Genomic DNA, 23,117 nt, shown 5'->3' with positions numbered 1-23,117 from the left:
GATTCCCGATTCCCGATTCCCGATTCCCGATTCCCGATTCCCGATTCCCGATTCCCGATTCCCGATTCCCGATTCCCGATTCCCGATTCCCGATTCCCGATTCCCGATTCCCGATTCCCTGTTCCCTGTTCCCTTTACGATTTGTGAATACTCCCGCTCACGCCATTGTCAATCTCCTGATTTTAGGAAAAAAAAGAAAGCCGGAAAATAATTTACCAATTGTGTTCGGTGCGATATTACCAGATTTACCAATGGTAATTTTTTACGGATATGAGAAAATCCTCAGAGGAATTCCTGAAAACGTAATCTGGTCTGAATCTTATTATAACCCAAGCTGGCAAGTATTTTTCGATATTTTCAATTCTTTTCCACTAATACTAGTAGGTGGCTTGTTAGCTTACTATTTTCGTCAAACCTTTCTGATTGCTATGTTTGCTAGCATGGCTCTTCATGGGATTGGAGATTTTCCTGTCCATGCTGATGATGCCCATCGTCACTTTTTTCCATTGTCAAATTGGCGCTTTGAAAGCCCTGTGTCTTATTGGGATTCTCGTCATTATGGTCATATTTTTACTCCCCTAGAAGTGTTGGCTGTGATAGTGGGATGCTTTGTATTGTGGAGACGCCACACTTCGATAAGCGCTCGGATTATTATTGCGATTGTACTTACTGTTTATTTTATCTATGGAGTGTATGCTGTGTTAGTATGGGGTTAGTAGTTAAGCTATCAGTTATCAGCGGCGTTGCTGAATCAAGGGTTGGTTTTCGATTAATCTGACAGTTTTATCCAAGGGTCATAGAACCTATCCTGACAGTTCTACTCACCTTCGTTACCTCAACATCCTGACTTTGGGCAATTAATACAGGGTTAGCTGCCTTGAAAAAGTCAGAAATATTGGCTATACTTCTGACATAATATATTTCATGAACTTTATATTCATAGCTTTCGTAAGATGCAGGGTATAGCAAAAAAAATCCAGAACAGAGTTCGTGGTCATGGTCGCGGTGCTTGGGTCTGCACACCCAAAGATTTTGTAGATCTCGGCAGTCGTGATGCTGTAGATAAAGCGCTATCTCGTCTGGTGAAACAAGGATTTTTGCGCCGCGTTGGTCGCGGTTTATATGACTATCCACGCACCAGCAATATCTTGAAGCGTCCTGCCCCACCCAACATTGATGCCGTTGTGGAAGCTCTGGCACGTCGGGATGGTATATCAATCATGCCAGATGGCATTGTTGCAGCCCACCAGCTAGGTCTGACCAATGCCGTTCCCGCCCAGAACAGCTACATAACGAATGGTTCGAGCCGAACTTTACAAGTTGGTGGGCGTACCATCAAACTACGTCATGTCTCTCAACGGTTAATGGCATGGGCTAACCGTCCTGGTGCGCCTGTGGTTAGGGCCTTATATTGGCTGGGCGAAAATATCGCTGCTGATAAAGATGTGGTTAATACCCTACACAATCGGTTGTCTTCAGACATCAAACAAGATCTCGCAGAAGGTATTAAGCTGTTACCAACGTGGATGACACCCGTTGTACGTCAAGTTAGTAAGGGTGAAGGTGTCTCCTAGTGAATCCAGCATTTGAAGAATTTCTCAATTTACCAGCACAAGACCGTAACGATGTTTTTGAGTCAACAGCCGATATAATAACCAGTTTTGACCACCCACCAAGAATTCTATTTTTATATGGTGCCCTGTCCTGTTCCCTGCTCCATGCTCCCTAACCCGTAAGCCACCACCAGGTGGGAAATACCAGAAAATAAAGGAAAATTTACGGAATTCGGTATAATCACAGTGTAGATACTCAATTAGAGTCAGAAAGTTCGATTTTTCACAGGTCTTGAAGTAACCATAAATGAATGCTGGACATATCCCTGGTTATCTCCTCAAAAAGATAAACGAAGCACTGTGTAGTGCGTTTCCTGATAAAACTGAATTAGAAATGATGGTGCGTTATGAATTAAATATAAATCTGAACGAGGTTGCTAGCGGTGGAAATTTAAAGGTAATCGTTCACAACTTAATAATACATTGTCAGGCTTCCAATGAGTTAGAAAAGTTAATTGATGGAGCACTTAACCAAAATCCAAATAATTCTCAATTAAATGCAATTGAGGAAAATTTTAAACTTACGACTAGTTTAGTCAAGATATTGGGGCATTTAGAAACAAACTTGATCAACCTGCAACAAGCTTATCGAGCTTGCTGTCCCGATCCGAAATATAAAATTCCTAGCAGCTTTGATGATATTCTCAAAAATTTGGATAATATACATCAACCAACTGATGATGAAAAACTGATTGTCAAATTTGTCGATAATTTATTAGTAAATGGAAATATTCCCAAGTCAAAAGCTGAGCAACTAAAACAATGGTTATAAAAAAATGCCAATAACTTTTATGATTTAGAATTTCACCAACAAAACATAAATTCACAATCTGATATAATTGTCAAGCAAAATTCGAGGGAAGAAAGTTTAAACCCAGCCAAACCAAAAGATTCCAATAAGTTTTACCGGGCTGATTTCTTAAAGGGATGCTTAACAAGCATGCCAATAGTAGTGTTTCTGGTTTATTATTTCACAAACAAACAAAAAGGTTTAAAGCAGTTTCCCTTTGAAGTAGTAACAGTTAACCGTAGAGGAGCAACAATCAAGCGAGAAGATAAACAAGCAAGTTATTTCACTCAAGATCTGGGGAATGGAGTAGACCTAGACATGGTGTATATCCCAAAAAGAAGCTTCTTAATGGGTTCCCTGGAAAGTGAGAAGTACAGTCATGACAGCGAAAGACCTCAACACCAAGTAAGCGTCCAACCCTTCTTCCTGGGCAAATATCAGGTAACCCAGGCGCAATGGCGAGAGGTGGCCAAGCTCCCAAAAATTGAGCGGGACTTAAAGCCAGACCCTTCGAGATTTAAAGGGAAAAATCGACCAGTAGAACAAGTAGACTGGTTCGATGCAGTGGAATTTTGCGTACGCCTCTCTGAATATACAGGAACTAAATACAGATTACCCAGTGAAGCGGAATGGGAATACGCCTGTAGAGCCGGAACTACCACACCATTCCATTATGGACAGACCATAACCAGTCAATTAGCTAATTATAATGCTTCCCATACTTATGCAGAGGAAGCAAAAGGAGTACATCGAAGAGAAACCACCGAAGTAGGACGTTTTCCCCCCAACGGCTTTGGCTTATACGATATGCACGGTAATGTTTGGGAGTGGTGTGCGGATCCAAGCAATCATAATTACGAAGGAGCTCCTATAGATGGAAGTATCTGGAATAATTATGATAATCATAATTATTATATACTGCGGGGCGGCTCCTGGGACGACGTTCCTAGGGATTGCCGTTCTGCCTTCCGCCTCTTCTATATCGCGAGCAATGTCATCAAAACCAATGTCGGTTTTCGTGTGGCTCGGGGTGTTGATTAGGGTGTGTTATGGCTGATGGTTGTTCCCGTAGCATGAGCTATTAGCTGACTGCTGACTGCTGACTGCTGAATGCTTACGATCAAGCCAATACAATTCTCTCAGCAAACAAACTCTGCAATCGCTCTAACTTACTACCCTTTTGATACAATAAATCTCCCTTACCCAACAAATAAGCCGCTTCAGTATTACTGCCACCAAAAATAATCTTTGAATCCGCTTCAGAGGCTGTGCGTAAAGCAATTCGCCCAGGTAAATTAGACCGAATAATGGGAGTAACAACGTTAGCGTCTGGCCGTTGAGTAGCAACAATCAAATGAATCCCAGCTGCTCTAGCTTTGGCTCCCAAACGCTTAATACTTGATTCTAACTCTTTGCGGATTTCTTTTTCAGCCATGAAGTCAGCATATTCATCAAATATACAGACTATCCGAGGTAATGGTAAAATTTGTTTATTAATCAATTGCTGATTATAAGCATCCAGGTGAGCACACTTGGCTTGTTCAAATTTCCGGTAACGCTGCTCCATTTCGTCAACTAATTGCTCCATCAGTTCGATCGCGCGATCGCTATCTTTTACGATTGGTGACAGCAACCATGGGATTTGCTCAAATTCTGGGAAAGTGACGCGCTTGGGATCAACTAGAGCAATGGCGTTGCTGAATCAAAAAATGGTATTATAAAAATAAAACCATGGAATGCCCGCGCATGTCATAGCCATAAAACTCATAAATATGGTCACCAAAGAGGAAAACAAAGATATAAATGCAACGAATGCGGGCGACAATTTATAGAGGTTAAAACTGAGCGTGGTTACGATGAAAAAACTAAATTGCTTTGCCTAAAAATGTATCTAAGCGATGCAGCGCGGTCTTGGGGAGGCAGCGCGGTCTTGGGGAGGCAGCGCGGTCTTGGGGAGGCAGCGCGGTCTTGGGGAGGCAGCGCCGCCAAAGGTGGTTTCCCCCATGAGCGACTGCCGTTCCCCCAGCGACTGCCGTGGTTTCCCCCATGAGCGACTGCATCAAGACAATGTTGGAGTTATCAATTAGACTTCTTATTTATTATTTAAAATATCAAAAAATTACCCTTTATAGTTAAACCATTTCGCTATTCAGCAACGCCTTTTAATGTAGTCTATAATATAAGCAACGACAAGCCAATAGAGGTCGATGATGGCTAAGACAAAGAAGCAGATAGGAGTCCAGCAAATATTGCTCCACCCAGACAAAGACACCGAAGCTGTTTTGACTTATTTGTGTGAACAGTCTGGGAAACTTTACAATATGGGAGTTTATTTTGCTCGTCAAACATTTTTTAAGACTGGGAAAATACTGACAGGTAAATTTGATCTTGTCTACGAGAAAAGCGTAGGGAAGTCAAAAATTGCCAAATCGCTTCCTTCTACTCCTGCTCAACAGACGTTGTTAAGCGTCGCCGAATCTTTTAAGTCTTACAAAAAATTGAGAGAATGTTGGTTTAAGGGACAACTAGAAGACAAGCCAAGACCCCCAAAATACTTAAAAGGGTCGAAATTATTCAAAGTCGCTTATCCTAATTCCGGAGGTCAAAAGCCAAAAGTCAAAGATGGCCAGCTACACTTCTCTTTAGGCTTAACAGTAAAGCGCTGGTTTGGAATCAAGAGCTTCTCTCTCCCTTTTCCCACTAATTTGGAAGGAAGAAAAATAAAAGAGTGGACCATCCTGCCAAAGAACGGAGCCTTCTACTTAGAAGTATCGTACCAGATTCCAGATCCAGTAATCCAACAACAAAGTACCAATGAGGCTCTAAGCATAGACCTGGGGACTTCCAGTAATCTAGCCGCTTGCATTGATACCTTGGGAAATTCTTTTTTGGTTGACTCTCGTGCAATAAAGTCATTCAATCAATATTGGAATAAACAGGTCGCCACTAGAAAAGAAGGCAAACCACAGGGATATTGGGATAAGTGGCTTGATCGGGTTACTCGGAAGCGCAATCACAGAGTAAGAGATGGGATAAATAAAGCTGCTCGGGTGATAATAAACCACTGCTTAAAACATGGGATTAAAACGATCGTTCTAGGCTGGAATGAGAGATTTAAACAAAATTCCAACATGGGAAGATTGAATAACCAGGAGTTTGTTCAGATTCCCTTAGGCAAGCTCAAGGACAGACTCTCTCAGTTATGCGATCTGTATAGCATCCATTTAGAGGTAACAGAAGAGGCTTATACCAGTAAAGCCAGTTTTCTTGACGGTGACTCCCTACCTAAATTCGGGCAAAAACCGATTGGGTGGAAAGCGTCGGGAAGACGAGTTAAGCGCGGACTTTACCGTTCTGCAAATAAATCAATTATTAATGCCGATTTGAATGGCAGCGCAAATATTTTGCGCAAAGTAGCCAGAAAGTTAGGTCTTAACCTAAACCGACTGGGTAGACGGTCTTTGACTACCGTAGCGAGGATTAGACTGTGGAAGCTACCTCAGTTTAACCTGTCCGCAGAATCCCCGCGTCTAATGACCGAGGAGTGTCAACTAAATCTTCTCCCCTTAACCATTGATAAGCCAGGTGATGCCGTTCTGGATTAGTAAGGTCATAGAGGACTCCAAAAAACTCTTTATTGCGATGAATTCCCCCTGGATAGCTAGCTCTGAGGTCACTAATAAACTGTTGTCGCTCATTGAGCAGCCAACCGGTTTTTTTAAAGGCTGGGAGACTCTTGAGCCACAGCAGCAACTGAGACTCTTGTTCTCCTTCTGGGACTTTTAGCATACTGTCAACAGTTTCCCTAAGAATATAGCGCCAGATGCGATCGCTATTTGCCCAAGGACCGATATAAGCAAAGAATGCTTGTTGATTGAGCTGCTTTTTGAGCCGTTTTAATAGATAACTTTTCCCCGAACCCGAATCACCAGCCAGTAAGATAGTGCGGGGTCGATGGTCTTGATTCACCGCACTGAGGGTGCTGGTTATCTGATTGATTTCATGTTGATGAATTGATTTGACATTAACAGCTCCATTGTCTGGATCTTCCCAAAAATTCCCCGTAGCAAAGGTCACGGGGTCAAAGGGATTTAGGGCTTGTTTAATTATTTCCTGGATCGTTGCCATCTCTTTAATTCCATCTTCTATAGAGTGGACAAGGATAGAGGATTAACAAAAAGGCAGCCTCAGGTTATTGTATGATACTATCAATTATCCTATCTTTAGTATCATAATTTACTGCACCATAATGAAAAATAGCCTAGCCCCGGTATTTTGAGGAATACCAGCTTCAATTTGTTCCTCTGTATACATGTTAGCTTCTTGCAAAGCACTCATATCAATTTTATCCTCTGCTTGCAAGCTATACAGTGCTTTATCTAATTGTTCCCGAGACAAAGGCGGTTGTAACTTTTGGCGCAAATGAAACAGTGGCAAATAGTTTTCCGTACCCAGTTCCTGGTCTAAATTCTTGATAATTTGTAATATTTCTTCATGATTAGGGGGATTGACTAGAGCGGCAGTCGAATTTCCATCTGATTCTGAGATTGTACTGGTTGAGTTTGGCAGCTGTTTCCGCAGGAAATCGATGTAATCCGCTAACATGGTTTTAGACAGATTGATATTGCCACGACCAACGGGTTTATAATTATTTAATAGGTACTCAATACCGGTTTCAGTAATCCAGACATCTTTGAATTTAGTTTCTGCTACTGTGATATAACCCCGTTCTATCAAACCTTCCATGATTTCCTTGCGGGTCTTAGCAGGCTTAACGTTTGTTTTGGCGGGAGTAGTCGGTTCTGTTTCACAGGCTTTGATAATTTTGCGTTCTTTCGTGCTCATTGGTACTTCAGCCTGATCTTGGTTGAGGAGTTCCTTGCCTGCATCAGTGATCTGAATTTTGGTGATTTCTTGATTAGAGTCAATCAAATTGCGATCGCATAACTCCCGACAAATTCGATCTCGTTCCCCCGCTGAGGTTTTAGAATTGGGTTTCGCTTCGGTAATCAATGCCCGATAATCCGGTTTGCTCAGTAGCTTCAGTAAAAATTTTAGTTGGCTGACTTCCAGTTCAATAGCTTCCATGTTGATTGTCTTTACCTCACTTTTGTTCAAGATTAACCTAAATCTATTCCCTATAACCACTTAGTAGTCAAGGATTTTCGCAATAAATTATACTTTCAGCCCTCAGCGGACGGGCCCTGGACCCTCAACTATCAGCCCTGAGCAGAATTATTATTATATAAGCCTTTCGCTTTTTTCAATAGTATCTTGTAAGCATTCAGCTATCAGCATTCAGCTATCAGCTCTTAGCTCTCAGGTTATGCGCTACGCACACGCTTGGCCTTGGCCTATGGCCACGGTAAGCTCTTGGCCACGCTAGGGGAACAGTTTTTGAAGAAAATAAGCTGACGGCTGACCACAGAAAGCTGACGGCTGTTCGCGAAGCGTGAGCCTTTGGCTCACGGCTGACCGCTGAATGCTTACAGTATCTTTATTTCCGTCGTGCCGTACTAGGGTCAATCCTTACCGATATTTAGACTTATCTCAAGTCTGGTTGAATACCCATAATTAAGGAGGCGCGGGGAGGGTAGGGAGGCTGGGAGGTGTGGGGAGATAGGGAGATGGGGAGATGGGGAAATTTTTATTAAGGGTAATTTAATTATCGTGAGATCATATCAACTGAAAGTCGCTAGTACATGAGTATTCACGGAAAACTCTCAAAACGCTGATACCCGAAATGCTGATAGCTAAGCTACAGTCAATTTTATTACCCCTACTCCCTACTCCCTACTCCCTACTCCCTATTCCCCTAATAACGTCGAGTTTTCTGAACCCCGTAAACTAGTCCTGTACCAATCGATAACAAGATCAGTAGCCACAGGATACCACCAGGAATAAAGGTAAGAATACCAAAACCTCTGAGCAAGTAAACCATAACGGTGATAGCGAGAAGAGCGCCAAAAAAGTAGGCAATTATCAAAGTTTCAGATTGAGAATAGGAACTCATATATAGCAAAGGGAGTAGGGATTAGGGAGTAGGGAGTGGGGAGCAGTAATAATAAATATCTCCTATTTTTGATGTTATCAGAAATCAGCAAGATTGTTCATGAGATATTTATAAGTGCTACTTTAGGTGCGAGCTTTTGAATAAAACAGGTAAGCATTCGTTTAATCTCTGTTAGGTCTGCTGTCAGGAATTCATAAAGCTGACAGCTGACAGCTGACGGCTGACTGCTTACAAATGCTAGCTCAATAATCAATTATCACTAAAATACCCCAACATAGAGTTTGCTAAAATGGCTGCTTGAGTGCGATCGCGTACATTCAACCGACTCAAAATATGAGTAACGTGGTTTTTCACGGTCTTCTCAGAAATATACAACGTCTGAGCAATCTCTCGGTTGCTAGCACCGGTAGCAATTAGTCGTAAAATTTCCTGCTCTCTGGGAGTTAGTTCCTCCCAACCCGGAGGTGGACTCGGAGTTGGGTCTCGCATTTGAGTAGCGACTTTTTTGCCTATACCAGGGCCTAACTGAGTATAACCTTTTTGGACAGCTCGAATTGACTGGGCTAATTCTTCGGGAGGGGTATCCTTCAGCAAATATCCGGCTGCTCCGCACTGTATGGCTTGGGTAACGTACTGGTCATCATCAAAAGTAGTTAGTACTAATACCTTTGTATCTGGGAATTGCTGACAAATTTCCCGAGTTGCAGCCACGCCATCCATCACAGGCATCCGAATATCCATTAGTATAACATCTGGCTGTAAAGTTTTTACCAAACTAATTGCCGTTTGTCCATTCTCGGCTTCACCGACTACCTGTAAGTCTTCTTCTAACTTCAGCAAGGCTTTTAATCCACGCCGAATTAGACTCTGGTCATCTACTAGTAAAATACGAATCATCAAGGATGAATAATTATATAGTAGTTGTCAATTCTGTGAGGTACTTATTTTTAGGGATTAGGGAGTAGGGATTAGGGAGTAGGGATTAGGAAAAAAATTAGCAAAATTCATCTATAATTGCTAGATATAGCGTTTGTATTTGATAGGTAAACCTGTATGATCTTTTTTGATTTTTAAATAAAAATCAGGACTCTTTACCCTGTTCCCTGTTCCCTGTTCCCTGTTCCCTTTGCGATATGGTTACATCTCAACTGAAAACGCTATAGCTTAAACCTTTGGTAAAGGAAAATGAGCGATAATTTTGCAGCCAGCTCCTGGTGCTGTTTCAATTTTAAAGGTTCCTCCTAAGGCTTGGGTGCGTTCTCGCATTCCTTGTAAACCAAAACCGCTTGTGTTCTGGTTTAGGGAAAATCCAATGCCATTGTCTTTAATAATTAATTGTAAATCTGTTGCTGTCTGAATTTGGATGTCTACTTCAGTAGGTTTAGCATATTTAAAGATATTTGTCAACCCTTCTTGGACAATACGGTAAACTGCGATTTTGATGTCGCCAGGGATTGAACGCTTTAGGTTAAGATGGTATGTAGGTGAGATAGCTGTGGACTTTTGGAAATCGTCGATTAGGGATGCGATCGCATTTTCTAGAGATTGCTCTTGTAACGGATTTAAACGCAAGGAAGCAACGGATTGACGTACATCCTTCAGAGCAGTTTTCCCGAGTTGTTTCGCTTCTAAGATAAATTCTTTGGCTTCAGCAGGGTCAGATTGTAATAGTATTAAAGCCGCTTCCAAGTGTAAATTGAATACAGTTAAAGAATGTCCTAAGGAGTCATGAATTTCCCGAGCAATACGGTTACGTTCTTGCAGCGTAGCAATATCTTCAATCCGAAGGGCATAGTCACGCAGTTGAGCATTAGCCTGTGCCAGGTCTTCCCGACTTTTTCGTTCTGAAAGTACAGTATCCACTAATAGCTGCAAAACGATTAAAACCAATACAAATATCAAGACAGAACTCAACAAGATAAATAGTAATCGCTCCGGAATCAACCCTGTCGGTGGTTCTCTGAACACAGGAGGTGGTCTAAAGGGAGGACGATGCCTCATAGCATGATGCTGAAATCGAACCATTTGCCTCATTAGGAATAATATAACCGCAAATCCAGTCATCACTAAGCGACCTTGGAACTCAAAGATAAAACAGTTGCGAACAACTAATATAATTAACATCAGTTGCAACAGCCGAATGTGTCCCACCATGGACGCTAATAGAATTACCCCAATTTCGGCGGCAGTGTAAAGTATCTTATAAATAGGCTGATTTGTTGGTAATCTCAATCCCATTAACCCAAATACTCCCAGGCAAACTAAATTGAGTAGTGGCGACCTAGGTAGCGGGGGAAAAGGAAGTTTTAGTAATTCCACCAAAGCGGTAATGATCAGCAGTATCCACTCCAGGTAGAGCAAAAATCGAATTGGGTGGTTAGTAATTTGAATAGGATGGCGCATTCACAATTGTTGTAAACAACCAATAACAAACAACCAACAACCTTAATCCATGTGTCAAAGGTAAAGCAAGACCCATTGGTCATATCTAGCCCAGGACTAAAGTCCTAGAGAAATTCAGGTCTTTTGCCTCATGTGGTTTCACCCTAGCCCTTTTTAGGATAGAGACATCAAACAGAAATCAGCTCACGTCAAAACAGTTAAAAATAAAAACAAGTGAACATCATGAACATCAAGCCCTTTTCTCTACTTGCAGGTATCGCAGCAATTACCCTCACTAGTTTTCCTATGGCAGTTAACGCCGAAGAAATGCCTCCATTTTTCTCCAAACTTAACATCACTGACCAGCAAAAAGAGCAGTTTGAAAACATCCGTAACAATACTGAAGCTAAAATTGAGGATATTCTCACTCCGGAGCAACAACGGCGGTTCCAAACTATAAAAACACTGCGCCGTCAACTCCGAGAAGCAAGGGAGGGTATGAATCTCTCTCAAGAGCAGCGAGACCAAATGCGCGAGATTCGCAAGTCAGCACGAGAAGAGATGAGGGGTATTCTCACCGAGGAACAGCGCCAACAAATTCGTCAAGAAATGCGCTCACGTCGAGGTAAGCGCGGATTTGGAAGGTGATTTTTCTAGGACTAGATTATCTCTTGGAATACAAATTACCAACTCTCTCGATCTAACTTGTTAATTGTCAATTGTTAATTTCAAAACCATTAACAATTGACAAGTTTTCTTGTAAGCATTCAGCTATCAGCCGTGAGCCAAAGGCTCACGCTTCGCGAACAGCCGTCAGCACTGATCCTGCTCTGGCGGACAAAGCAAGTTCCGCAGTTCTTCGGGAATCTCCTCAAAATGCTCCAACAAAAAATCCATCAGAGCCAGATGACGCAAGTCCGATGGTTGAGGCCGCAGATAATTACGACCCCGGCTAAACCAGCGCCCCACTGTCGCCACCGAACGGGAGCAAATCATGGCCATCATTGAGTGAGTGACTGGCCATTTGCTGTAGAATTGCCTTGGTGTCATCCCGAGTTGACAGGAGCTGTATTGTTTAATTAGCTCTTGCTTGGCCTGAGTTAAAGAAGAATCAGGTTTACTCATGATGCTACCTCCAGCGCTAAAGAAACCAAATTGTTTTCCCAGGCTATATCTGTTACTGTCCAAAGGGCACTTGGAGATTCAGAATCCAGCACAATCAGATAGCACCACATCCAGCAACAACAATGATTTGCCCAGCTGTAGAATTTGCCAATAACGATACCGAAGTCAGTATCACTGTCAGCTAGGGGTTTCCAATAGATCCGTTCGCCAATATCAAAACAGGAAGCACGAGCATGATCCCTAAACTCTTCTGGCAGTGCTGTTGACTTTGGCAACTGCTTGAGTGTTAGAGTAACTAGGTCACTGAGGATGTCTCCTTGGTGATGTTGAAAACCATGGAAATAGGGAGCTAGCCAGCTAGGGTTGAGACTGGTAGTGAGTTGCTGAATTAGTACTGCAGCAATGGCATCAGCTTCCATGGGCTGGATCGGTAGGCGAGTATGGAAGCCAGTTTCACTGCAATGGCTGAGCTTCGCGAGTAATTCAGTGATGCCAAAGTCGGTAAGAGCTTGCTGATATCCATCGACCTGGGCTTTGGCACAGCTTTGGTTGTGTGTCTGTGGATCTTTGTTTAGATTATTTGTCATTATATAAATGGCCTTCTTGATTGCAAGAGCCAGTGGCAGACCTTGCCGGGCAAAGCTATGGGTCTGCCATCTCGCTCCCGGTTGGTTACGGCTCGTCTCGGTGGACTTGCTGTATCAACCTATTTATGATATTATGATAAGTTTAACCATTTGTCAAGTGGTTGGATAAATTTACTATAGCGCCACCCATTTAAATTATCGGTGCGCCAATGCAATAGTTTTTTGGAAACTTGGAACTAGGGTAATGGCTGGAATGCGAGCACTGCTACGACCTAGTCATTAATAGGATTAGCCAAACCTATCGCTAACCACTGAACTTATTGCTGCGCTAATGCAATAGTTTTTTAGAAACCCGCAACTGAGGTGAGTTCAAATAATGCGTACGCATTTACTGTAGCTATTCATCAATACTATTAGCCACATATGTCGCCACCCACTCGACTTATGGGTGCGCGAATGCAATAGTTTTTTGGAAGCTTGAAACTAAGGCGCTGATCATGCGTACGCATTTACTGTAACTAGTAATTAACTTTGATCTCGCCACCCGATGGACTTATCGGTGCGCGAATGCAATAGTTTTTGAGAAACCCCCAACTGAGGCGCTTTGGATCGAATGCGTACGCATTTACTGTAGCTAGTAATTAACTTTGATCTCGCCACCCGATGGACTTATAAGTGCGCCAATGCAATAGTTTTTTGGAAACTTGGAACCGAGGCGCTGAATGCGATTGACCATAGGTCACGCTACGCGAACGCACTATACAGGATTTTTTCCCTGTTCCCTGTTCCCTGCTCCCTGACTACACCTAGTAATTAATACCTAAAATCTTATCCCTTGCATCTTCCCCAAAATTCTGTTAAATTAACAGTCTCGTTAACGCAATGGTTAACTAGCCATGATGATTTCTACCGCACAAGCCGCTGATTTACTAGGTGTTTCCCCCACTCGCGTCCGTTACCTTCTCAGCAAAGGCAGAGTTAAAGGAGCCTATAAAGTCGGTAGAACTTGGGTGATTCCTCTGTTTGATGGCATGCCAGTAGTCACTCCTGGCACTCGCGGTCCCAAGCGGAACTGGTCAAAGCGCAGAGACCAATTACTAAACCTTAGCAAACCTGCTCAAATCGGGTTTTACCTGAGTCTTCAGATTGGTCAAGCTCACCAAATGGTAAACGCTATCAATGTCAAGATACCCTGGGGTGCGAGCCAGCTCCAGGCTCTATCGCTTCTGATTAAACAGGTGATGAGTTAATTTTAGTGAAGCCAGTGTCAGGAGCATGCACAAGCTTTGATAGCCGAGCGAGGCACACTTTACCCTCAACGGGAGTAAACACAAAACCATGTGTAATGAAGTCTTTGTTTTAGATGCAAACCATAAACCCCTCAACCCCTGCCGTCCCGTTACCGCCAGGAAGCTGTTAACGGCTGGTAAGGCGGCTGTATATCGCCGTTACCCTTTTACGATCATCTTGAAAAAGCAGGTAGAGGCCGAACCCAAACCGATGTCTCTCAAGATCGATCCTGGCTCCAAGATGACTGGTCTAGCTATTGTGTACGGGAATCAGGTGGTATGGTCAGCTGAAATCGAACATCGTGGCTCCAAAATCAAATCAGCTCTTGACTCTCGTCGGGCAGTGCGTCGTTCCCGTAGAAACAGGAAATGCCGCTATCGAAAGCCACGTTTCAACAACCGGAAACGCCCAGAAGGTTGGTTGGCTCCGAGCCTACAGCACAGAGTGGCAACCACTATGACCTGGGTGCTGAGATTAATTAAACTCACCCCCATTGGTTCGATATCCCAGGAGCTAGTTCGGTTTGATACCCAAAAGCTGCAAAATCCTGAAATCTCTGGCATAGAGTACCAACAGGGGGAGCTGATGGGCTATGAAGTGCGGGAGTACTTGTATCAGAAATGGGATCGTCAATGTGTTTACTGTGGGGCACACTCGGTCAAGCTAGAGATCGAACACATAGTTCCCAAATCAAAGGGAGGAACCAATCGTGTCAGTAATTTAACCCTAGCCTGCCATCGGTGTAATCAGGCCAAAGGAAATCTTAATGCTCAGGATTTTTTATTGGGGAAACCCGATGTCCTAAAGCGAATTTTAGCTAGAGCAAAGCAACCACTATTAGATGCAGCGGCGGTCAACTCCACCCGTTGGAAACTTTACCAAAGCTTGAAAAAAACTGGATTGTCCGTAGAGGTAGGAACTGGGGGCAGAACCAAGTACAACCGTATCAAGCTGGGATTACCCAAGAGTCACTGGATTGATGCCGCCTGTGTCGGGGAAGTGGCCACATTGGAGATTGTCACCAGACAACCTCTTTTAATCAAAGCGATGGGTCACGGTTGTCGTCAGGTAATCCAGATGGATGGGATAGGCTTTCCTCGCAAAGGGTATAAACCCAAGCATCCTGTCAAGGGATGGAAAACCGGGGATATCGTTAATGTGGTAGCTGGGAAGAATGCTGGATTAAAAGGGGTTCGCATCAAGACCGTCAGAGCCAAAGGAAATTTTGATCTGATCGGGGCTGATCAGGATTCGTCCAACAAGGTCTTGAGCGCATCTCGCAACTACATTCAATGTGTCCATCGCCAGGATGGGTATTATTATAGTTTTGCTAAATGATAAGTAACTTTGATGAGCTTTTTTGTAGGAGCAAGGGTGTGGATTGAGACTATCTCTGATTTTAAAGTAATTTGATCTATACAAACATCATCACTGCTATTCTAAAGACTAATGGAAAGACCAGGGAAGTCGAAAGAGTATAGGTGATCGTATGAAACGCTTTTATTTATATTCAAGTTTGTTGGTTGCTAGCTTCTTTCTACTATTGCTTGGGGAGGAGGGATTAGCACTTATTGTCAAAACTAATCGTCGATTGTCAGGTTTTTCTGTAGATAGCCGCAACTATATTTATCTCGAAAGTGCTAGAAACCATGTCACAAAGGTTCCTACTGCCAAAATCCAAATTGTCGATGTAGCCACTAACGCTTGTGTCAAGAAGGGTTGTCTAGAAACTAACTATAACTACTCGGATTCCAATCTCACTCCTAAAGACGCTGAAGATAGCTTACTAAGGAAAACCCAAAGAATAAGACAGAGCTTAGGACTCAATCAACTAAAAGTAGGACTAAAACTGCCAATTATTGAGCGTTCCATTCAACCCAATGGCACTGAAACCGTTAAGGTTTTGGTGGATAAAGAAAAAGACCCACTAGAGATTCGTTTAGAACAAATTTATATTCCCTCAGTTTTGTCTGGAGGAATGTCTAATATAGACCGGGCTTCAATGCAGCTAGTCATTAATTACAATTATCGCCAACTCACCCTAGGTAAACTAAACAATTACCGTGAAGCTATAAGGAAATATTCGATCAGAGAAGTTCGCTTATCCCCCAATAGACAGCACATAGTTGTACTGATCAATCTCCACCAAGCCACCTATAACGCTGACTTTCAGACAACCTTCGTTCAGAGTTTTCCGATCTAAACTACTTTTGCCAATAGCCATGCATGCCTTTTGCCTTGCTGTGTAAGCATTCAGCTATCAGCTATCAGCTATCAGCTATCAGCTAATGCGCTACGCGCACGCGTGCGCGTTCAGCTTATGGGCTATGCACATGCTTATTGATGAGGAAAGCATTTGAATAAAACAGGTAAGCATTAGAATAATGCTGAGTTAAGTCGGCTGACGGCACCTCAAGTAGCGTGAGCTTTTAGCTCACGGCTGACGGCTGAATGCTTGCCTTGCTATGATGCATTTTTAATGGACAACAGCTTATACCAAGTTGCGCTCAAACGTACAACTTTCTCTTCCCCCAATCTCCCAATTTCCCAATCTCCCCATCTCCCCATCTCCCAATCTCCCCATCTCCCCATCTCCCTATCCAACCAATCTACTATCTTTGAATGCAACTCGGTATTAGTTGTGAAGCGTGCCATCAGGCATAATTGCCCCACTGATAAAGCTATTGCTCAAATCAACATCACTCAGGTCTACGTCAGTCAGTTTAGCATCCTTAAGTTGTGCCCCATGGAGATTAGCACCACTTAGGGTTGCCTTGGTTAAGTCAGCACCAGTTAAATTTGCCCCTAACAGATAAGCACCTGTCAAATTAGCCCCTGCCAAGTTTGCCTGACTGAGGTTTGCCCCCCAAAGGTCAGCTTGACTGAGATTAGCCCCACTTAGATCAGCTTGACTTAGGTCAACTCCTCCTAAATTGGCTCCACTCAAATCTCGCCCTGACAGGGAAGCAACGGGCACAATGCAATATGCTCCCAACTTCCTAGGGTCAAACCCTTCCGGAAATTGAGTAGTGTGGTTATAAAGCGATCGCTCAAATTTAGCATCTTCGAGATTAGCACTGCGCAGATCGGCACCAAGCAAATTGACCTTACTAAAGTTAGCTCCCCCCAGATCAGTCCCACTTAACTCTTGATCTGAAAATGATACACCGGGGGCAATTAAGTACGCTCCGTGTTGGCTGGGGTCAAACCCTTCCGGAAATCGAGTGGCTTCGTCGTAGAGTGCTCCAAGGAAATTGACTCCCTCCAGGTTAACCGAGAAAAGATCTGCCCCGAACAGGCTGACTTTACTCAAATCTGCCATACTCAAGTCAGCTCCTCTGAGGTCAGCTCCCTGAAGATTTAGCCCACACAGAGACACATCGGGAGCAATTAGATATGCGCCATGGGCTGTGGGGTCAAAATCTTCAGGAAATTTAGTCTCTTGGTTATAAATTGCTCCTTTGAGGTTAACCCCTTCGAGATTAGTGGCGGACAGATCTACTCCAAACAAGTGAACTCTGCTTAAATCTGCTCCCCTGAAATCCGCGCCACTAACTAAGCTTAACCATAAGTCCGCTCCCCGCAAATCCGCTTCCTGTAGATCGGCTTCTCGTAGATCCGCTTCCCAGAATTGAACTCCTCTTAAATTGGCTTTCCTTAAATTAGCTCTAAGCAAAGATATACCAAAAAAGTGACCCTGACTCAGGTCAACTTGGGATAAGTCTGCTTCACTTAAGTCCACACCACTGAGATTTGACTGACTCAGGTTAGCCATTGGTAGAGATACACCAGGAGCAATTAAATGTCCTCCTGCCTTCACTGGGTCAAAATCGTCAGGAAACTGAGTGGTTTCGTCGTAGAGTATACCGCTCAGGGTTGCATTTAGAAGCTTAGCACCCTTGAGGTTTGCCCCCATCAGATTGGAGCGGCTTAAATTAGCTCCTGTTAGGTCAACATCCTGCAACTCAGCCCCAATTAAGCAAGCACGGGTTAGATTAGCTTCTTTGAGATCAGCACCTTTGAGGTTAGTTTTCCAGAGGTCAGCTCTGGTCAAATTCGCACCCCTTAAATTGGTATCACTGAGATCTACCCCACTCAATTTAGCTTCCGTTAGTAAAGCCTCGGGGGCAATTAAATAAGCTCCTGCCTTGGTAGGGTCGAAATTTGGGGGAAACTTAGTGGAAAAATTGTATAGTGTAGTATCGAAGTTAGTTAAGTGTAGAATAGCATCGCTCAAGTCTGCCTCACCCAGATTAGCACCACATAAAACAGCTTGACTTAAGTTGGCTTCTCTCAAATTAGCTCCCCAGAGATCAGCGCTACTGAGATTAGTCCCAGTAAGAATTGCCTGACTGAGGTCGGCTCGCCATAAAATTACCCGTTCCAGGTTTACCTGGCTGAGGTTGACTTGACTTAAGTCAGCTCCACTAAAATCTCTTTCCCCAAGGGAATATTGTGACTGAATTTCCTCAGTATTCATATGTTGTCCAACAGTTTTAATTTAAAAATAATCAAAATTAATTATTAGATAATACCTCCGGTTCCCAATTCCAAATTACATACCCTTTATCGATATGAGTAATTACTATTTTATCGAGCTGATCAGCTACCTTAGACAAAATAGCGATAAGTTGTTCTTGAGTTTTTTCTAATCGTAAAAAACTGTAGTATTGACCATCAACGTTAATGGCTAATAAGCGTCTGCTTAAATGAGGTACGTTAATCCAGCAGATTTGGTAATCCTGACGGGATTTAATAATATGACTGGAGGATAATTCCAAATCCTGAAGGAGAGCAAGAGCAGGAACAGGGGAAGACCTCAGTTGAACTGAATTATTGTTTTGGGATTCAGGGTAAAACTTAAGTTGGTTGACATTTACAGCCATCCCTGTAGTTTGAGCTATTCTATTGCGTTTAAACTCAATAACATTATTGCTATCAACAACACCATGGGGTTGTTGAACAGCAAACGATTGAGTGTTAGGAGGAGTTAGTCCTCGATACTTGACCGAATCATCGCTCTGGGTAAGAGCTATTGCTGAAACATCTGGTTGGTATTCTGGAACATCTGGTTGCTCCTCTGGTTCGGATTCGGCTTGGTTGAGGGATTCGATCTGTTGGAGGAGTTGTCTCTTTTTTTCTCTGACTGATGCTTGGTATTTTTGCCATTGCCTTCCCACTTCAACAGTGCCAAGACCAGCTAACACACTCACTAGGATGGCAACGCCAAGATAAGGAATTGCTAAATCCTTATGGTCTTCATGGAAGATGGGTTTAAGTTCGACATTGAAAAACGGTTTAACTTCAACAACGATTGGTTTTGATTTGTTGAAAACAAACGGTAAGGTCAAACTGGAAAATATAGTGCTGGAGATAACTACAGCTGGTAGTAAGATTTTGATTAAGGGGTAATTGGTCATCTTTAACCGCTGCAAGCAAGAAATTTGGTAAAGCGATGCAGCATAGCCATTGGGGGAAACCCCCACTCGCTATTGCATCTTGAGATGGAGCTTGACTCAAGTTTTACGATGGCGATGCAGCGCGGTCAAAGGAGGCCACCCCATGAGCGACTGCATCAAGAAGTGATCTGTTAAATTGCGCTAGTCTTGCTGCTTACTGAAGAGGGCGGCTATGTTGCTAGCAAATCGCCTCAAAGCAGGTGATTAAATCGGGATATAATAATAAGTTGGTTATTATATCATTTAATACAAATTATGGTATATGGGGTCAGACCCACCATTAATTTTAGCAGCGGTCTCTTATAATATGTCAATTTAATTGACAATTTAATATATCTTAATATTTTAAGTCCAGAGCAAGAGTACTCAGCTTACGCCCTACACACACTGCTCTTGCCAGCACTGACCAGGGCATTGCTGACTATCGTTTGGGATATCAAGTAGAGTTGGGTCAGTTACCAATTACCCATGACCCATGACCAATTACCTATTACCCTTAATCATTCCACAATTGGGGAACGCTTTATTTTGCTCTAATTCTTTGCAAAACAGTAATGCCTAACAGCAAAATGATACCCCCTGTCGTGGCATAAATCACCCGAGGAGTCATCTCTTGCAGTTTCATGGCTAGCCAGTTAGACACTAAGGTAATGCCCCAAAGGATAAGGGCGACATAGCGCTGGGAGAAACCAAAGGCTAGCAAGCGGTGATGTAGGTGGTCCTTACCTGGGGTAGTTAAAGGGTTTTTACCATTGATCAACCGCCGCACAAATACCTGAGTAGTATCTAGGACTGGCAATAACAAAAATACTACTGGGGGGACTAGGGCAAATACCGTAGTCACTTTTAAAGACCCTAAAATGCTGCTGGCAGCTAGTACATAGCCGAAAAAGTACGCACCTGCATCTCCCATAATAATGTGGGAAGGATGGAAGTTATGGCGCAAAAATCCCAGAGCTGACCCCCCTAGAGCTGCCAGCAGCAACGTTGCTGCCGCACGACTGGGAAACTGAGCTGAAACCGCTAACAGGCTCATAGCAGTAATAAAGCTGACGCCTGCTGCTAAACCATCCATCCCATCCATAAGGTTAATGGCATTAGTAATACCCACAACCCATAGAACCGTAAGTAACATGGAGAGTTGGACATCAATCGGAGTCCCGAAGGTAGCTTTAATCCCGGCACCACTAGCCACTAACAACAGGGCAGCAATAATTTGAACCGACAAGCGTACATAGGCAGGCAAACCAAATTGATCATCAATAAAGCCTACCAGTACCAGAACCGAGCCCCCCAGGAGAATAGTCAGAACTTGAGCTAACACCCCTTCGATGACAATCGGTCTCAGGAGGGTAGCTAGTACCAGTGCAGCTACCACTCCGGTATAGATAGCTAAGCCTCCTGCATTGGGTAAGGGTTCTTGGTTAAGCCGTCGCGCATTGGGTTGGTCAGCCCAACCAACCTCCAGGGCAAATGAGCGTAAAGTTGGCATCAAGCATCTAGTCACTGCCCATGCCAATCCGAAAGTTAATATGACTGCCAGCCAGCCACTTCCCCTAGGGTTGGCAATTCCGAGGGACTCTAGGAAGCCGTACACATCTATCTCCCAAGTCACGTCCACACTGCAAAATTGTAATCGCTATGGATAATATTAAGCTCATCTTGTAAATAAGGTACATGGGTAGAAGCACATCAGCAGGAAAAAGCGATTAGCACTTAGGGGTTAGGAGGCTTTAGGGGTTTGGATTTTCCTCCTGAACTAACTCAATGTACTGACTATCGATCAGAAATGCTCCTCTAGAAAAGCGAACGCCCCAGTATCCTCCTGGACGTCGGTCGAGGATTACTCCCTCTTCCCCAACTTTAATCACATCAGGAGGTCGCAGCATTGGCATTGGTTCAGCAGTTTTGACGTAGCGTGGTAATGTAATTACTCTTACGCGATCGCCAACATTAAAGTCTTGAGACATTGGTCAGTCAAAAAAGGTTATGGGCTTGGAGGTTGAAGGTTATGGGGTTGAAGGTTGTTCGCGAAGCGTGGCCAATAGGCCAAGGTTAACAGGTTGAAGGTTATGGGGTTTAAGGTTATGGGGTTTAAGGTTGTTCGCGAAGCGTGGCCAATAGGCCAAGGTTATGGGGTTTAAGGTTGTTCGCGAAGCGTGGCCAATAGGCCAAGGTTATGGGCTTGGAGGTTGAAGGTTGAAGGTTATGGGGTTGTTCGCCTTTGGCGTTCAGTGTAGGGTAGGTTCTTGGGTTGAATGTTGTTCTTGCCCAGGGGTCCCTTGTAGTATAGGTTGGAAGTTGTCTGGATTAACCTTAAACCTTCAACCTTCAACCTTAAACCTTCAACCTGTTAACCTTCAACCTGTTAACCTTCAACCTGTTAACCTTCAACCGGCCAACCCTAGGGTGCTTGCCAAATACGCTGGTGGTATTTTTCCAAATCTTGATAGGGATCTGGGGTATTGTGATTATGCTGGTGAGAGTGGTGGTGGTGATGGTCATGCCCGTGGTGATGGTGGTGGGAGTGTCCGTTGTCAGCACCATTATCAATCGCTGCTAACCGGAACTTACACATCTCACAATTCATCTGCACTTGCCCCAACTGAGCCTCGATTTCTCGGTCCCTGAGCACAGATAGCAGCTGAGGCTGAATTCCCATTTCTGGTAAACAGGTCAAGGGAATCTCTGGATAAAGTTTCTGCTGCTGAGCTGTGATATCAACAATCTTTTTTACTAAAGCCCCGGTAAATAGGAAGTAAGGAAGTACTATAATATGCTTAGGTTGGTAGAGTCGGGCGCGACGGAAGCCTTCTTCTAAGCGAGGATGGGTAATGCCAATAAAGCAGGTTTCCACAGTTTTATAGCCACTGCCTTCCCAGAGCATGCGAGCCATTTTGTAGACATCACCATTAGCATCAGGGTCACTCGACCCACGACCAACAAATAGAAGTACTGTGTCTTTTCTTAAGGGTAAAGGTTGTTTTGTGGAAGGTTCTAGATTGGAAGCTTGACCCTTCAATTGGCTAACGGGTAACTCTGCTTGGGGTTGGTCAAGTTTGGCAAACCGTTGCCGCCATAAATCCAGAATTCCAGTAGTAATTCCAAAATGACGCCCGTAGTGAAACTTGACTTGGGGATATTTTGCCCTGGCCCGGTCTAACTCGTTAGTAACATCAAATTTATTGTGGCGAGCTGCAAACAGTAAAATCGGTAATACAGTCAGTTCTGTATAACCCTGCTGGACACAACTCTCTACTCCCTCTTGAATAGTTGGACCTGTTAGTTCCAAAAAACAAGGCACTACTGGTCGAGAATGGTTCAAGGTTTGATAGGTCTGGGCAAAATCAAGGAAAGTCTGACGCCCATCGGGGTCTCTAGTGCCGTGACCAACCATTAATAAAGGGCGTTTTAGCGGTAGGGGAGATAGGGACAATGACTCAGCGGTGACATCGATCTTCATACTTCATCCTTGATCATTCATAGGTCATACTTCTACGTCATACTTACATAGTTAACTAACTTATTAAATACTTAATTTCCTCAAGGGCATTTTACTGGTAGGGAAGGTAAGGACAATAACTCAGGGGTAGCATCGATCTTGCTCCTGAATACTTCTATTATTAATACCTCATTTCTTTGACACTCCCCGGTCGCGCATACGCGGGGATTCTTCGCTCAACGACCCGACTTGCTGAACCTGGCCGGAACCAAGAACAGTAGAGGTCAGGTCTCCCGAAGTGTTCGGATCGATGATCCAGGTTCCGGTGTGCCCCACCGTACCCAAGGCTCTTTTCAGGATATTGACTGCGGCGTTGTGGTCTCGGTCTAATTTACAACCACACTTACAGACGTGAG

The 23,117-nt window shown here is 43.6% G+C and carries 25 protein-coding genes and 1 pseudogene; 11 read left to right on the top strand and 15 right to left on the bottom strand.

Annotated elements, in window-relative coordinates; genetic code table 11:
- The 5 genes from F6K49_RS24375 to F6K49_RS24355 form a co-directional block, all read left to right on the top strand.
- Positions 1-716: hypothetical protein (locus tag F6K49_RS24375; RefSeq protein ID WP_293100819.1), on the top strand; the 716-nt coding region annotated here is incomplete at its 5' end.
- Between the two features lie 237 nt (positions 717-953).
- Positions 954-1,574, top strand: a complete 621-nt coding sequence (locus F6K49_RS24370; RefSeq protein WP_293100817.1) for a DUF6088 family protein — start codon at positions 954-956, stop codon at positions 1,572-1,574.
- Positions 1,574-1,729 carry a hypothetical protein gene (locus tag F6K49_RS24365; protein ID WP_293100815.1) on the top strand — a complete coding sequence of 52 codons (156 nt, stop codon included), beginning with the start codon at positions 1,574-1,576 and terminating at the stop codon, positions 1,727-1,729. The genes F6K49_RS24370 and F6K49_RS24365 overlap by 1 nt, the downstream gene beginning before the upstream one ends.
- Positions 1,730-1,860: 131 nt before the next feature.
- Positions 1,861-2,385: an effector-associated domain EAD1-containing protein gene (locus F6K49_RS24360; protein ID WP_293100813.1), complete on the top strand. Its 525-nt coding sequence runs from the start codon at positions 1,861-1,863 to the stop codon at positions 2,383-2,385.
- A 168-nt stretch (positions 2,386-2,553) separates the two neighbouring features.
- Positions 2,554-3,444 carry a formylglycine-generating enzyme family protein gene (locus F6K49_RS24355; RefSeq protein ID WP_366514219.1) on the top strand — a complete coding sequence of 297 codons (891 nt, stop codon included), beginning with the start codon at positions 2,554-2,556 and terminating at the stop codon, positions 3,442-3,444.
- 79 nt (positions 3,445-3,523) lie between these two features.
- On the opposite strand, the gene F6K49_RS24350 is transcribed toward F6K49_RS24355, so the two are convergent.
- Entirely contained in the window at positions 3,524-4,036 is a 513-nt protein-coding gene (locus tag F6K49_RS24350) for an FtsK/SpoIIIE domain-containing protein (RefSeq protein ID WP_293100810.1), read from the bottom strand.
- A 265-nt stretch (positions 4,037-4,301) separates the two neighbouring features.
- Here F6K49_RS24350 and F6K49_RS24345 point away from each other — a divergent pair, with 265 nt between their 5' ends.
- Both F6K49_RS24345 and F6K49_RS24340 read left to right on the top strand, forming a co-directional pair.
- Complete coding sequence (locus F6K49_RS24345) at positions 4,302-4,490, top strand: hypothetical protein (protein WP_293100806.1); 189 nt, start codon at positions 4,302-4,304, stop codon at positions 4,488-4,490.
- 120 nt (positions 4,491-4,610) lie between these two features.
- Entirely contained in the window at positions 4,611-6,008 is a 1,398-nt protein-coding gene (locus tag F6K49_RS24340) for a transposase (protein ID WP_293100803.1), read from the top strand.
- On the opposite strand, the gene F6K49_RS24335 is transcribed toward F6K49_RS24340, so the two are convergent.
- The 5 genes from F6K49_RS24335 to F6K49_RS24315 form a co-directional block, all read right to left on the bottom strand.
- Complete coding sequence (locus F6K49_RS24335; protein WP_293100800.1) at positions 5,908-6,531, bottom strand: AAA family ATPase; 624 nt, start codon at positions 6,529-6,531, stop codon at positions 5,908-5,910. The genes F6K49_RS24340 and F6K49_RS24335 overlap by 101 nt on opposite strands.
- A 108-nt stretch (positions 6,532-6,639) precedes the next feature.
- Positions 6,640-7,521 carry a hypothetical protein gene (locus F6K49_RS24330; protein WP_293046396.1) on the bottom strand — a complete coding sequence of 294 codons (882 nt, stop codon included), beginning with the start codon at positions 7,519-7,521 and terminating at the stop codon, positions 6,640-6,642.
- Positions 7,522-7,785: 264 nt separating this feature from the next.
- Positions 7,786-7,929 (bottom strand): hypothetical protein, encoded by a 144-nt coding sequence (locus F6K49_RS24325; RefSeq protein WP_293100797.1) that lies wholly within the window; start codon positions 7,927-7,929, stop codon positions 7,786-7,788.
- A gap of 736 nt (positions 7,930-8,665) precedes the next feature.
- Complete coding sequence (locus tag F6K49_RS24320; RefSeq protein ID WP_293022019.1) at positions 8,666-9,313, bottom strand: response regulator transcription factor; 648 nt, start codon at positions 9,311-9,313, stop codon at positions 8,666-8,668.
- 267 nt (positions 9,314-9,580) lie between these two features.
- Positions 9,581-10,819, bottom strand: a complete 1,239-nt coding sequence (locus F6K49_RS24315; protein WP_293100794.1) for a sensor histidine kinase — start codon at positions 10,817-10,819, stop codon at positions 9,581-9,583.
- A 222-nt stretch (positions 10,820-11,041) separates the two neighbouring features.
- On the opposite strand from F6K49_RS24315, the gene F6K49_RS24310 reads away from it, so the two are divergent.
- Positions 11,042-11,446: a Spy/CpxP family protein refolding chaperone gene (locus F6K49_RS24310; RefSeq protein WP_293022017.1), complete on the top strand. Its 405-nt coding sequence runs from the start codon at positions 11,042-11,044 to the stop codon at positions 11,444-11,446.
- Between the two features lie 165 nt (positions 11,447-11,611).
- Here F6K49_RS24310 and F6K49_RS24305 read toward each other — a convergent pair whose 3' ends face one another.
- Both F6K49_RS24305 and F6K49_RS24300 read right to left on the bottom strand, forming a co-directional pair.
- The gene (locus F6K49_RS24305) at positions 11,612-11,923 is read right to left on the bottom strand and encodes a helix-turn-helix domain-containing protein (RefSeq protein ID WP_293042693.1); all 312 of its coding nucleotides are present in this window, start codon (positions 11,921-11,923) and stop codon (positions 11,612-11,614) included.
- Positions 11,920-12,510, bottom strand: coding sequence for a hypothetical protein (locus F6K49_RS24300; RefSeq protein ID WP_293042690.1), 591 nt, complete (start codon positions 12,508-12,510; stop codon positions 11,920-11,922). The genes F6K49_RS24305 and F6K49_RS24300 overlap by 4 nt, the downstream gene beginning before the upstream one ends.
- A gap of 896 nt (positions 12,511-13,406) precedes the next feature.
- Here F6K49_RS24300 and F6K49_RS24295 point away from each other — a divergent pair.
- The 3 genes from F6K49_RS24295 to F6K49_RS24285 all read left to right on the top strand — a co-directional run bounded on the left by F6K49_RS24295 (position 13,407) and on the right by F6K49_RS24285 (position 16,003).
- Positions 13,407-13,760, top strand: a complete 354-nt coding sequence (locus tag F6K49_RS24295; protein ID WP_293022011.1) for a helix-turn-helix domain-containing protein — start codon at positions 13,407-13,409, stop codon at positions 13,758-13,760.
- Positions 13,761-13,848: 88 nt separating this feature from the next.
- Positions 13,849-15,138: an RNA-guided endonuclease IscB gene (gene iscB, locus F6K49_RS24290; protein ID WP_293100791.1), complete on the top strand. Its 1,290-nt coding sequence runs from the start codon at positions 13,849-13,851 to the stop codon at positions 15,136-15,138.
- A 151-nt stretch (positions 15,139-15,289) separates the two neighbouring features.
- The gene (locus tag F6K49_RS24285; RefSeq protein ID WP_293022009.1) at positions 15,290-16,003 is read left to right on the top strand and encodes a DUF2259 domain-containing protein; all 714 of its coding nucleotides are present in this window, start codon (positions 15,290-15,292) and stop codon (positions 16,001-16,003) included.
- A 260-nt stretch (positions 16,004-16,263) separates the two neighbouring features.
- Here F6K49_RS24285 and F6K49_RS24280 read toward each other — a convergent pair whose 3' ends face one another.
- The 7 genes and pseudogenes from F6K49_RS24280 to F6K49_RS24250 form a co-directional block, all read right to left on the bottom strand.
- Positions 16,264-16,392 carry a hypothetical protein gene (locus F6K49_RS24280; RefSeq protein WP_293100788.1) on the bottom strand — a complete coding sequence of 43 codons (129 nt, stop codon included), beginning with the start codon at positions 16,390-16,392 and terminating at the stop codon, positions 16,264-16,266.
- Between the two features lie 43 nt (positions 16,393-16,435).
- Positions 16,436-18,280, bottom strand: a complete 1,845-nt coding sequence (locus tag F6K49_RS24275) for a pentapeptide repeat-containing protein (protein WP_293100785.1) — start codon at positions 18,278-18,280, stop codon at positions 16,436-16,438.
- Positions 18,281-18,317: 37 nt separating this feature from the next.
- The gene (locus tag F6K49_RS24270) at positions 18,318-19,286 is read right to left on the bottom strand and encodes a TetR family transcriptional regulator (protein ID WP_293042679.1); all 969 of its coding nucleotides are present in this window, start codon (positions 19,284-19,286) and stop codon (positions 18,318-18,320) included.
- 496 nt (positions 19,287-19,782) lie between these two features.
- Positions 19,783-20,874 (bottom strand): MraY family glycosyltransferase, encoded by a 1,092-nt coding sequence (locus tag F6K49_RS24265; RefSeq protein WP_293042667.1) that lies wholly within the window; start codon positions 20,872-20,874, stop codon positions 19,783-19,785.
- A 118-nt stretch (positions 20,875-20,992) separates the two neighbouring features.
- Positions 20,993-21,229 (bottom strand): regulatory protein SipA, encoded by a 237-nt coding sequence (gene sipA / locus F6K49_RS24260; protein WP_008182949.1) that lies wholly within the window; start codon positions 21,227-21,229, stop codon positions 20,993-20,995.
- A gap of 434 nt (positions 21,230-21,663) precedes the next feature.
- Positions 21,664-22,722 (bottom strand): sirohydrochlorin chelatase, encoded by a 1,059-nt coding sequence (locus F6K49_RS24255; protein WP_293100781.1) that lies wholly within the window; start codon positions 22,720-22,722, stop codon positions 21,664-21,666.
- A gap of 168 nt (positions 22,723-22,890) precedes the next feature.
- Positions 22,891-23,117, bottom strand: a pseudogene (locus F6K49_RS24250) (RNA-guided endonuclease TnpB family protein); the annotation flags it as partial.

The sequence above is a fragment of the Moorena sp. SIO3I6 genome, from assembly GCF_010672095.1.
Note: the sequence above shows the minus strand (reverse complement) of the source record. Positions and strands in the feature narration are given on the sequence as shown.